Raw genomic sequence first — 11200 nt, 5'->3', positions numbered from 1 at the left:
ACACCCGAAGGCTGGTAGATGAGCTGATGCGAACAGTAAGTCTTACCGGCCTCGATTTCAAGTAACGTTACGTTAATTCAGACGACTGTCGCCTAGGCTGCGACTGCCACCTCTGCCGGTGCTCAAGCAGATGCCCTAGGGTCCGCAACCCGCCCCCAGCGCATTGTATGAGCGGATATAACGATACAAAGTAGTCCGCGAAATCCCATAGCGGCGAGCCACGTCTCCAGCCTGTATCTCCGGATCTCTGAGAAGCGCCCGTATCTCACGTATCTGGCGATCATCCAGCGCAGGCTTGCGCCCGCCTTTTCTCCCACGGGCACGAGCCGCAGCCAATCCTGCACGAGTTCGCTCTCGAATGAGGTTGCGCTCGAACTCCGCCAGGGCAGCGAACACGTGAAAGATCAACTTGCCGGCAGCGCTGGTGGTTTCGATTCGTTCGGTAATGGACTCGAATGCCACCCGTTCCCGCTCCAAGCTACCGACAATCCCAACCAAGTCGGGCAGAGAACGACCGAGACGGTCCAGTCGCCAGACAACCAGAGTGTCGCCACTACGCAGAGCTTTGAGGCAATGCCCCAGCTCCGGTCTATCCGCTGACTTCCCACTCATGGTCTCTTCGTAAACCACGGAGCACCCAGCCAGGGCAAGTGCATCTCGCTGCAGGTCGAGATTCTGATCATCAGTCGAAACTCGGGCGTACCCAATCCGCTTTCCCATACATTTTTCTCACACTGATTTCGGTACGGGAAAAGTGGCAGGAAAGCGGTAAATCCCAAGCCCATAAGATCATCTGTAATAGGTGTCCTATAAACGACCGTTTACGGGATGGATGCGCTCGTCAATTTCAGGCGCTGAATGCGACCGAAAACGAAGCCCAGGATATTTTTTTTCGCTCAACATTTCCTTTAGCAGCTCAGCACTTGAGCTGAATGGAGGAATGACCATGAAGCAGAGTTTCCACTCACATTTTGATCGGGACTTGACCAAGGCCGGCTCGGCAATACTCGGGGAGGCAGTCCGGCGCGGGCTACTCAGTCAGCACAAGGCCATGATCCACGACCAGCAATGGGCACAGTTTAGTGTTTATGCCTGGGAGTCCCATGAGGTGGATATCCTGGAACTCGTCAATAAAAAACTGCTAAGGAAGTATGGGGAAGAGCTCTATATCCAGGCCTACCAAGGGAATCTTCCGCTGCAAAGCGTGTCAGTCCTGCTTGAGACTGTATATGCAGTGATGGGCTTCGCAACTGATGGCCGTTGGAAGGGCGCAGCGGCTAACGTCGGTAGCTGTCTTGGTTTCCCAAGCCACGCACGCATTACCGTGCCGCGCAGCCTTGACCGAACTCAGTTTGAAGTCGCGATGGTGGATATTCAGGCTCTCTACTCAGAGCAGCTAGCAATATTAATCAGTCTAGTTCGATACCTCGGCATGTCATTGCTTGAGGCTTTTTTCTTCGACGCAGAAGATGCTCACAGGGACGCCAAAGAAGAAAACATCTTTTATGTGTTCAGCAAAGATAAGCATGAGCATCGGATCGTTAATATTTCTGCCCCTGAGCAAATTGTAATTTTGGAGAAGGCCGCAGCATTTCAAAAACTTCAGGGTAGCAGTCACGCGACGCCAGCAGGTTGGCGTACATGGAAATTAAAGAACCTACCTGCAGCTCAAGAGCTATTACTTTCTCACGGATTAAACATTGATGATTGTCGCGCGGCATATGCCTGCGAGCTCTACCGGCGATTGTCTGGTCACCACGCCCCGATTCTTAGGGGCAAAGCTCCCAACGATGAGGATCTGGAGGCCCGGAAACACGTCGCCTACGAGCTCGGGAATATGCGTATCTGGGAAACTGATGCGTACGTCGGTGCCCGAGCCGACCTGAGGAAGGAAGCCGCCGGTACCAGTCGCTAAGCCATCCTACAGCAGATTTGGGATTAGATCAGACGCCCTTAACCTTGGCAGAGCTCGAATTAAAGGAGTCAGGATATGGATCGTTTTGAATTGCTTGTATATGCCGTGCTTGCCGTCATCAGTGCGCTGACCATCGCAGGCGCTATTGGCTACATGGTCGCAGCGCGTCTGGACAAAAAGCGTGGCGACGACTGAGTCTTCAGCGGTACGGCCAGCTACCTGCAACAAACTGCCCGCTGCCTCTTGGCAGCGGGCGCTGACCCAAATCCATCGGCAAGGCACCCTACCGCTGCAATACGCAGTATTTTCTCAAGCCTATGAGGTCATGGGATGACTTCGGAAGGGCTGTCAATTTCCGCCCCTAGCGAAAGTAAATAAAGCTCCGAGGCGTTTAGATCAGCAACATGCACGCCCGCCAGGTGGCGAGCTAGTTTGCCCAGTACGCTAAAACTCGTACGCCGACTCGCTGGCAACATCTGATCTTGGGTTTTCCAAAAGCTACCGGAGAGTGTCTAGCGACCTCATCTATCCGGAGCACAAGCATGGAATTTCGTCACCTCGGTAACGGTCTGTACTTCCCACCTATTGCGCCCAACGGTCGGGTTTATGCTGTACCTCTTGGGCAGGAAACCCAGGTAGAGATTTTCTGCCTGACACCATTGGGCATCATGGGCGCGGGCATAAAATCGAACTGGTCAGAAATCGTTGGTTTTTACTACGACGACGAATCATGGGAAATCATCCCGCGCAATTACTCGGGGCGAGGAATGCGCTTCCGCAGAGGCCTATCCTGCATCATGGTGATAGCTGGCAACGAGGCACTCACGACCCACATCCAGGGCTATCCCATCCCCATGTGCGTAATGAACCGTATTGAGTTCGCAAAGCAGCGGGGGCACTGAGGAGTAGCGCGTCACCGTCGCCACCCGCTACGCGACACGGGTACCAGCTAGGCCGGCACCTACCAATGTTTATTTTATGAAAGTGAAGCCTTTCACTACTAATACAGATCAAAGCTGGCCGGCTGACTTGGTCTTAAGCGTCACTGCTAATAGCAAATACGGCCTCCGCCCCCGCCTGCATGGGCCTGCTGGCTGACAGCGAGTAGATTTAGCGCCCTACACTGCTTATAGCCCGAACCCGTCGCCTTCCCTGATAAAGCGCAGCAATATATCTCGCCGTAGTTCACTGCTGATAAGAGAAAGCCCCGCCAGACCAAGCTGCACGGGGCTTTCGGGATTTACAATCGGGTCAAATCTGTTCGGCACTGCTTATAGGTTCTCAGCCGCTACCCTGCCGAATAGAGGTCGCCATGATTAAGCGCTTGGTATCTAGACAGCTTCTTCTCATAAGCGACCAACGTCCGACGTAGCTGACGATTCTCGCTCGCAACGCGGCGAATCTCTGCAAGCCGCCCCTCAACTTGCAGAACGAGGTGACGGTATGGATATTCAACAAACTCAAACGAGGAAGCCGGATATTTATGTTTGCCATTCCCCTTGGCAATAGTCAGGGGCGCGAATTTGTTTTTTTGTCCTTGCAGCGGCACCAGTTTGCACCAGTAGATCGAATACGCGTTCGGGCTCACCTGCTTAATTGATACGCCGGCCACAACAGATTTGACCCCGGTCTTTTTGTACAGCTTCATGGACGCATCCACATAGCTTGCTACCAAGCATCTCGCGTCCGTAAGCAACTGCTCGTACTGCTGATCCAGCAGGGTGACTATCGTTTGTGCTTCTTTACTCATGACCAAGGCTCTCTTCGCTGTAAGAGCCAAAATGGTGACCGATCGCTGAGCCCCCGGAATTCGATTTCAGACCGTTCTACCGTCTGAAATCTACCGAAAATGGGTGGACTGGCTCACACTGTCATCCTACCTCGCGTCAGATGATCGACGGATGACGACATGTCAGTCGCAGAAAAACATAACGTGCAAAGGATGCACAATAAATGACGACGACAGCCTTTACCCTGAGCGGAACAGGATCAACATGTTAAAAGCAGATGATAGCGAGCGGGCGTGTAACCCTGCCTAGCTGCAACTGGCCGACTTCTGCCAGTTACGACAGGCAGAAATCGGCCAAAAGCCGACATTGGCCAAGCCCCGGACTCAGCTCACATCGGTGGCCACCGCGTTTCAAATAGCAGCCACCTTACGCATCAAGAACATCCGTCAGTTTTTCAAGAATTTGACCACCAGAGGATTCAATTCAGCGGAGCACTCCTCCGGCAACCAGTGCCCACAATTGGGCAAGACTTGGCCTTCTACATTGGTCGCGTACTCCTTCATCTGATCCACTTGAAGTTGCCCCATTCCACCGTGCCCTCCACCGCCGATTGCCAGTACGGGCATGTTCAGGGGAGTCTTTGACAGCTCGACGTTTTCAGTGACCGATTGGTTAAGCGCTCGGTAGTATTCGAACGACGCGTTCAGTGTATGGGGCTTGGCGTATGACTTGGCGTAAAGATCGAGCAGCTCAGGCGTAAAGGCCTCCTTGTTGGTCGCGTGTTCTTTGATGAAGTGCGAGAGGAACAACTTTTCATGCCCTGTGATCAACTTTTCGGCCAATTGGTTGCCAGCGGCAAAGAAGCTGAAATGCCAGACCAGCGACTCACCCTGTGGTGAGAATGCCGGGAAATCGTAAATGCGCTTGTCGGGAATCGGTGCCTCCATGTACACCAGTTTCCTTATCTGACTTTGGTGGTTTACTGCCATGGGATAGGTGTTCCAGATACCGATGTCATGCGCAACCAAGTCAAACGGCTGGTTGCCGCTTAGCTGAGTCGCGAGGGCGAACAGATATTTCGAGACGTCAGTGCCGGTGTAACTGGTCTTGGGCGGTTCCGACTCGCCCAGGCCCGGCAAATCCACCGCAACTACGGTGTGAGTCTTCGCCAGTTCGGGCATCAAGCTGTGCCACTCATACCAGGCTTGACCAAATCCGTGGACCAGGTAACCAAAGGCCCGGAACCGCCCTTCACATAGTGGAGCTTGACGCCGTCTATGGTTTTGAATTCACTCTTGAATCCCGCTGGAACTGGAAACTCTGCCACTTGAGAGGAGCACCAGGAAGCTCTGGACGAACTGGAAACCAATATGGCCAGCGCCCAGGCACTCATCGAGTCATCTGGCGACGAGCCAGAGTTGGAAGAAAACTGACCAGCGATGTTCTGAATCTCTTAGCTGAGCGCAGAAGGCCTTCGTAAACCTCCCAACCCACGGCCTTGCGGCTGTAAATATCTTCGATGTAAATGGGCGTACGCCGGGCTGTTGCACAGCGTCACGATAGCTTGCCGTTCGATCACGCTCAAGGCACTGCACAGCAGTTCACGTTCAAGCTGCTGGATGCATTTTTTGTCATTGCGAGACTGATCGCGTTCAACCTTCTGCTGGTTCTGAACACTTTGCTCCATCCACTTCCCACCTTCCCCGGCTGCGGTTTACGCAGAGACATACGGCATGCATGCAACTTGACATGCGGAACGTATGCCAAATAATATAAACACATACGGCGCGTATGAACTACCTGCCGCACGGACAGACATCGTCAACCGAAGACAACCCCACCCAACGCGCAAGCAATCAGGAGTATTTATGATCGACAGTCTCGCTGGATACCAGTCGCCGTCCATGATTACCGACACGGCAACCCGGGAATCTCTCAATGCGTTTATCACGAAGGTTCTGCAGGGGTTTTCCACCCCTGGCTCGGACGTCGCCAAGTACTTCGCCGATCCGGACGTCGCGATCGCCGGCTCCGGCCTGGACGAGTACTTCATGGGGGCCGAGGCAGTGCAGCATGGAGTGACTTGGGTGACCACCTTAAACATCCGCTGGGAACCACGGCTCGTGGTGTCCTGGATGCGCGGAGACATTGCCTGGGCACAGATCCGCATCGACGGTCACACGATTGAAAACGAAGAGCCAACGATCGTCCAATATGTTGCGACCGGGGTCTTTCAGCGCAATGTTGACGGCTGGACTTGGCTGTATTGGGGCGGTAGCGAACCGCAGAAAGTTGCCCGGCTGTAGTCAGCCAGATCTGCCGGTCCAAAACGTCCCCAAGCCCTTTGATGCAGCCAGTCCGTTGTTGATCGCTGTCCTCAGTCGTCATCAATCGAATGGATTGCAGCCAACGGGTCAATCAATTACCGATCTTGATTTCCCGCCCCTGTTTATCAACCCGCCATCGGGATTGCACCGGAGGCCACAGATGCCTTTTTTCAGAACATATGCCTTTCATCTCGACAATGCTTCTCTCGAGAAGCATTGTCGACCCGCCGATTTTTTTGCCTGCGATACCTTGATGCAAAAGGATGCCGGCGCGCCTGACGCTACGGAGTCCAATGAACTCCGCGAATTACCGACATCCCCTGCTCGACCACAACAAGGTCTACCAGTGGCGTCACCTGATTGCTAGTGAACGATAGCGGGATGTTCCGGACACTCGGTGGAACCCTGTGGACCGAGTCGGCATGTCCCCGGCCCTCCTCCGTTGCCATAACGGGGGTGGGCTGATCCCGCCTATGTGCAACATACGATCCACGCAGGTGTTTCCAAGGGGCGCTCTTGTCAGAGTGCCTTCGCCGAGTCGCGCAGCAAATACTTCTGAATCTTGCCCGTCGAGGTTTTCGGTAACTCGCCGAACACCACGGTTTTGGGTAGCTTGAAACCCGCCAGATGCTCACGGCAGAACTGAATGACGTCGGCCTCGCGCGTGTCCTCATGCCCGACTTTAAGCGTGATAAACGCGCAGGGTGTTTCGCCCCATTTGTCATCCGGGCGCGCAACCACTGCCGCTTCCAGTACCGCCGGGTGGCGATAGAGGACGTCTTCGACTTCGATGGTGGAAATGTTCTCGCCGCCCGAGATGATGATGTCCTTGAGGCGATCCTTGATTTCGACATAGCCGTCGGGGTGCCGAACCGCCAGGTCGCCGGTATGGAACCAGCCGCCCTTGAAGGCTTCGGCTGTAGCTTCGGCGTTTTTCAGATAACCCTTCATTACCGTATTACCGCGCATGAAAATCTCACCCATGCTGGTGCCGTCGCAAGGCACGGGTTCCAGGGTTTGCGGGTCGGCGACCATCAGCCCTTCGAGGGTCGGGTAGCGTACGCCCTGGCGTGACTTGATCTTCGCGCGCTCGTTCAGCGGCTGCTCATCCCAGTGCGCATACCAGGCGCAAACCGTCACCGGGCCGTAAACCTCGGTCAGGCCATAGACGTGCGTGATCTTGATGCCCATTTGCTCGACCGCACCAATGACCTTGGCCGGTGGCGCCGCGCCCGCCACCATGGCATTGACCGGATGATCGATGGCGGTCTTGACCGAGTCCGGCAGGTTGACCAGCGCATTGAGGACAATCGGCGCACCACACAAATGGCTGACCTGGTGCTCGTGAATCAGTGTGAGAATTTTTTGCGGGTCGACCCGACGCAGGAACACATGAGTCCCGGCCAACGCGGTGACGGTCCACGGATAGCACCAACCATTGCAGTGGAACATCGGCAACGTCCAGAGGTACACCGGGTGGTTGCCCATGGCCCAGGTCATCTGATTGCCCAAGGAATTGAGGTAGGCGCCACGGTGGTGATAAATCACGCCCTTGGGGTTACCGGTGGTGCCGGAGGTGTAGCTGAGGGAAATAGCTTGCCACTCGTCCTCGGGCCATTGCCAGGCGAACTGCGGGTCGCCCTCAGCGAGGAACGCTTCGTAGTCCAGCGCGCTGACGGCACTGCCTTCGCCGTACTCCGGATCGTTCACATCCACCACCAGCGGCGGATTGGAAAGTCCGCTCAAGGCCTCACGGATCGCCGCGTGGAACTCACGGTCGGTGATCAACACTTTGGCCTCGCCGTGCTCCAGCATGAAGGCAATGGCCTGCGCATCCAGGCGTATATTCAGGGTATTGAGAACCGCGCCGATCATCGGCACACCGAAGTGCGCTTCGAGCATCGCCGGGATGTTGGGCAGCATGACCGCCACCGTATCGCCCTTGCCGATGCCTCGCCCACTGAGCGCGCTGGCCAGGCGTCGGCAGCGTTCATAGGTTTGTTGCCAGTTGCGCCTTACAGCGCCGTGGACCACCGCCGGATACTGACCGTAGACAGAGGCCGTACGCTCGATGAAGCTCAGCGGCGAGAGGGCAATATGGTTGACTGACGAGGGCGCCAGGCCCGTTTCGAAAATCGACATGACGTTTTCCTGTGGGGAAGTCGCCAGTCGTGTAGCGATGCTGGCAACCTCCGATGGCTGATTGTTAGCTCTGATCAGGTTTCGATAACGTCCCCGCCTCATCGACGGGGACGCTGCAACGGCTCAGGCAGTCTGCTTGTTGTTTTTGCGCAGGTACGAGCGCCAGGTCATCGCCCAGCGTAGCGGGTCTTCCAGCGGTTCGACCTTCAACCGGTGGATCGCCTGGTTATGCGGCGACGTCTTGACGATCTCCGGGTTCGAGTAGGCCTCATCGGAAATGTGCGCGAGCACGGCGATCCAGGTATCCAGCGCCTCCTTGCCATACATCTCGCCCGCTTCGGGCGTAAAAGGCTCCGGCACCAACCACGGGTGATGGCTGCTCCACATCGGATCAATGCCGAAATCGCTCATGCGATTCTGCACGTCGTGAACGTCGACACCGGTGTCTTCCTTGAGTTGCTCAAGGCTGTAGCGCGTCATCTCCATCCGCGGACTTGTGGCCTCGGGGTGTGAACGGGTTACGCCGCGTATCGCCAGCAAACCTTTTTCCATGTAGTTGTTGGCCAGAACCGAGATATCGGACGCTTCGGCCATGCCTTCCGCGCCCATGGCGCGCGACCACGCGTAGGCCTTGAGGATGACGGGAACGTTGCCCCAGAATTCACGTATCTTGCCGGCGCTCTGCGGCCGATCGTAATCAAGGCTGTAGCGCTCACCGTCGAACGCCACCACCGGCGCCGGCAGGAACGGCGCCAGTTCCGCCGAACAACCATATGCACCCACCGCCGGGCCGCCGACCCCGCTTTTCGGTGCGCCAAAAGTCTTGTGCAACATGAACATGCACGCATCGAAACCGAGTTCGCGGGCACGGATCTTGGTCATCGCGCCGTTGAAGTTAGCGTGGTCGTAGAAGCACAGACCACCCGCCTCGTGCACCACCCGCACCCACTCGCGGATTTCCGGATTGTAGACGCCCATGTCATCGGGATTGTTCACCATCAGCGCTGCGGTGCGATTAGACACGGCGGCTTTGAGGGATTCCAGCGACGGGTAACCGTTCTCCTCGATCATCAACGTGATCACCTTGAACCCGGCCGCAGCGGCAGTCGCCGCACTGCTCGGGTGAGTCTGGATCGTGGTGATGATCTCGTCACGCTGCGCCAGTTCGTCACGGGAGGCGTGGTAGGCACGGGTCACGGCGCAGTTGGTGTAAGCCGCGTCGGCACCGCCACCCGCCTGGAAAATGAACTGATCCATCCCGGACAATTCACGCAGGATCGTGTCCATGCCATGCACCACTTCCAGCGCACCTTGCAGGGTATCTTCGTCCTGATACGGATGTACGTGAGTGACTTCCGGGCGCCAGGCCATCGCCTCGTTGATCTGCGCGTTGTACTTCATGGTGCAGGTTCCGAACAGACTGATGTTCATCATGCCCAGGGTCTGTTGCGACAAACGCAGGTAGTGGTACAGCACCTCGGGCTCGGACATTTCCGGCAACGCCGGTTTGCGCGTGCGGCGCATGTTCGCGGGGATCAAGCCGTCGGCACTGCCGATAGCGGCTTGCACCTCGGCTTCCACGTCAGAAAAAATCACTCCGCGACGGCCGGGGTAGCCCATCTCCAGAATGACCGGTTCGCTCCAGACGGGAGCGTGGTATTCCTTGAGTGTTGTGTTCATTGTGCGATTACCTTTTTGAGTGCGGCGGTCAGACGCTCAAGGTCTGCCTGGGTGTGAATCTCGGTGACGCAGTAAAGGGCGCTAGCGCCCAGCTCCGGGAAGTCCTGTGTCAGGTCTTTGCCGCCGAAGATACCGGCCGCGAGAAGCCGCTTGTTGATGTCCTTCACGCTGAGTCCGGTCGCGTCGAAATTCACCACGAATTCCTTGAAGAAACCGCTTGGAAACGTCACGCGCACGCCTGGAATTTCGGTCAGCAGTTTCGCGGCATAGTGAGCCCGTTGCAGGATGACATTGCCCACGTCTTCAAAGCCCTGGGGCCCCATCATTGCCATGTACACGGCATTGGCGATGGCCCACATGTAAACCGAGTGGCCGGTCCAATCGTTACCCTTGTCACGCAGGCCGTAGGACGATTGCTCGAACAGGCTGAGGCCAAAACCGTATTCGCCGGGCTTGGTGGTTTCGGCGATGCTGATGAACAGCGTCGGGTACTGGTGGGCGTAGAGTTCTTCATCGCGGGTGGCAATGAAGCCGCTGACGCCGCCACCGCAATTCATATGTACCCCGAGCGGCTGCGTGGTGCCGACCACGATGTCCGCTCCGAAATCGATCGGCGCGGCCAGCACGCCCAGCGAGATCGGGTCGACACCGACAATCACTTCGGCGCCAGCCGCATGGGCAATGGCGGCAATCTCGGCGCCTTGCTGTTCGATCACACCGAAGTAGGACGGCGTTTCGAAATAAACGGCAGCCGTTTGCGCACCGATCGAGGCGCGAAGGTGATCAAGATCGAGCAAGCCGGTTGCCGGGACATAGTCGACGAGGCGTACGACGATTTGGCTCGGCATGTCGACCGGTTCGCAGTAGTTGCGAATGATCGAAAGCCGCTCCGGGTCAATGACGCGGACCACCGCCACCTCGTTGCGCCCGGTGATGCGCGTGGCCATGCGAATGGCGTGGCCCGCGGCGCAGCCCCAGCTGCGCACCGGCAGACCCACCAGGTCCATGTTCAGCAGCTCGCCGAGCTGGCTGCAGAATTCAAACCAGGCTTGGTTGCGGCCATGGTCGGAGCTTGGCTCGCCGAATACCGACGTCAGCCACTCGTTGCGGCGTACCACCTCGTCGCACGCTGCCGGGACGTGGTGCTGCCAGCAGCCGGCGCCCAGGAAGTTAAGGTTTTGCTCGCACGTTTTGTTCTTCGACAGGGTACTGACCAGGTGCCGACGCAGCTCGCTCTCGTTCAGTGCCGGCGGCAGGTTGATCGGACGTTGCAGGCGATGGCCTTCGGGAATTTGCTGGAACAGATCCTCGATGCTGTCGACACCGATCGAGTCGAGCATCTCCTGCTTGAGTGCGGGAACAGAGTTCGCCATGTAGGGGTGGGCGACATGATTACTCATGGGGGT

At 56.8% G+C, this 11200-nt stretch carries 9 protein-coding genes; 3 read left to right on the top strand and 6 right to left on the bottom strand.

The genetic code is table 11. The annotated features are described in order from the left end of the window. Window positions 1-135: 135 nt before the first annotated feature. Window positions 136-720 carry a recombinase family protein gene (locus tag CKW13_RS00260; RefSeq protein ID WP_095105831.1) on the bottom strand — a complete coding sequence of 195 codons (585 nt, stop codon included), beginning with the start codon at window positions 718-720 and terminating at the stop codon, window positions 136-138. Window positions 721-946: 226 nt separating this feature from the next. Here CKW13_RS00260 and CKW13_RS00255 point away from each other — a divergent pair, with 226 nt between their 5' ends. Both CKW13_RS00255 and CKW13_RS00250 read left to right on the top strand, forming a co-directional pair. Then, window positions 947-1915 (top strand): integrase, encoded by a 969-nt coding sequence (locus CKW13_RS00255; protein WP_095105829.1) that lies wholly within the window; start codon window positions 947-949, stop codon window positions 1913-1915. Window positions 1916-2457: 542 nt separating this feature from the next. Further along, window positions 2458-2817, top strand: a complete 360-nt coding sequence (locus tag CKW13_RS00250) for a hypothetical protein (protein ID WP_095105827.1) — start codon at window positions 2458-2460, stop codon at window positions 2815-2817. 386 nt (window positions 2818-3203) lie between these two features. On the opposite strand, the gene mobI is transcribed toward CKW13_RS00250, so the two are convergent. Both mobI and CKW13_RS00240 read right to left on the bottom strand, forming a co-directional pair. Continuing rightward, window positions 3204-3665, bottom strand: a complete 462-nt coding sequence (gene mobI, locus CKW13_RS00245) for a conjugative transfer protein MobI(A/C) (protein WP_023446194.1) — start codon at window positions 3663-3665, stop codon at window positions 3204-3206. 426 nt (window positions 3666-4091) lie between these two features. Then, window positions 4092-4826, bottom strand: a complete 735-nt coding sequence (locus CKW13_RS00240) for an alpha/beta fold hydrolase (protein ID WP_305886491.1) — start codon at window positions 4824-4826, stop codon at window positions 4092-4094. 687 nt (window positions 4827-5513) lie between these two features. Between CKW13_RS00240 and CKW13_RS00235 the strand changes: the two genes are divergently transcribed. Further along, window positions 5514-5951 carry a nuclear transport factor 2 family protein gene (locus CKW13_RS00235; protein WP_176465019.1) on the top strand — a complete coding sequence of 146 codons (438 nt, stop codon included), beginning with the start codon at window positions 5514-5516 and terminating at the stop codon, window positions 5949-5951. A gap of 540 nt (window positions 5952-6491) precedes the next feature. Here the strand turns inward: CKW13_RS00235 and CKW13_RS00230 are convergent. The 3 genes from CKW13_RS00230 to gcvPA all read right to left on the bottom strand — a co-directional run bounded on the left by CKW13_RS00230 (window position 6492) and on the right by gcvPA (window position 11194). Continuing rightward, window positions 6492-8114, bottom strand: coding sequence for an acyl-CoA synthetase (locus CKW13_RS00230; RefSeq protein ID WP_095105823.1), 1623 nt, complete (start codon window positions 8112-8114; stop codon window positions 6492-6494). 123 nt (window positions 8115-8237) lie between these two features. Next, a complete protein-coding gene (gcvPB, locus tag CKW13_RS00225; protein ID WP_095105820.1) occupies window positions 8238-9794 on the bottom strand; it encodes an aminomethyl-transferring glycine dehydrogenase subunit GcvPB in 1557 nt (518 codons plus the stop codon). Continuing rightward, complete coding sequence (gene gcvPA, locus CKW13_RS00220; RefSeq protein ID WP_095105817.1) at window positions 9791-11194, bottom strand: aminomethyl-transferring glycine dehydrogenase subunit GcvPA; 1404 nt, start codon at window positions 11192-11194, stop codon at window positions 9791-9793. Before gcvPA ends, gcvPB begins: the two co-directional genes overlap by 4 nt. Window positions 11195-11200: the final 6 nt, after the last annotated feature.

Origin of the sequence: Pseudomonas sp. Irchel 3E20 (assembly GCF_900187645.1) — a bacterium.
In the GTDB taxonomy this organism is placed as follows: domain Bacteria; phylum Pseudomonadota; class Gammaproteobacteria; order Pseudomonadales; family Pseudomonadaceae; genus Aquipseudomonas.
Note: the sequence above shows the minus strand (reverse complement) of the source record. Positions and strands in the feature narration are given on the sequence as shown.

Coding starts and splice junctions, on each gene's coding strand:
- CKW13_RS00255 (WP_095105829.1), top strand. CDS start 947: ATGAAGCAGAGTTTCCACTCACATTTTGATCGGGACTTGACCAAGGCC.
- CKW13_RS00235 (WP_176465019.1), top strand. CDS start 5,514: ATGATCGACAGTCTCGCTGGATACCAGTCGCCGTCCATGATTACCGAC.
- CKW13_RS00250 (WP_095105827.1), top strand. CDS start 2,458: ATGGAATTTCGTCACCTCGGTAACGGTCTGTACTTCCCACCTATTGCG.
- mobI (WP_023446194.1), bottom strand. CDS start 3,665: ATGAGTAAAGAAGCACAAACGATAGTCACCCTGCTGGATCAGCAGTAC.
- gcvPA (WP_095105817.1), bottom strand. CDS start 11,194: ATGAGTAATCATGTCGCCCACCCCTACATGGCGAACTCTGTTCCCGCA.
- CKW13_RS00230 (WP_095105823.1), bottom strand. CDS start 8,114: ATGTCGATTTTCGAAACGGGCCTGGCGCCCTCGTCAGTCAACCATATT.
- CKW13_RS00260 (WP_095105831.1), bottom strand. CDS start 720: ATGGGAAAGCGGATTGGGTACGCCCGAGTTTCGACTGATGATCAGAAT.
- CKW13_RS00240 (WP_305886491.1), bottom strand. CDS start 4,826: ATGCCCGAACTGGCGAAGACTCACACCGTAGTTGCGGTGGATTTGCCG.
- gcvPB (WP_095105820.1), bottom strand. CDS start 9,794: ATGAACACAACACTCAAGGAATACCACGCTCCCGTCTGGAGCGAACCG.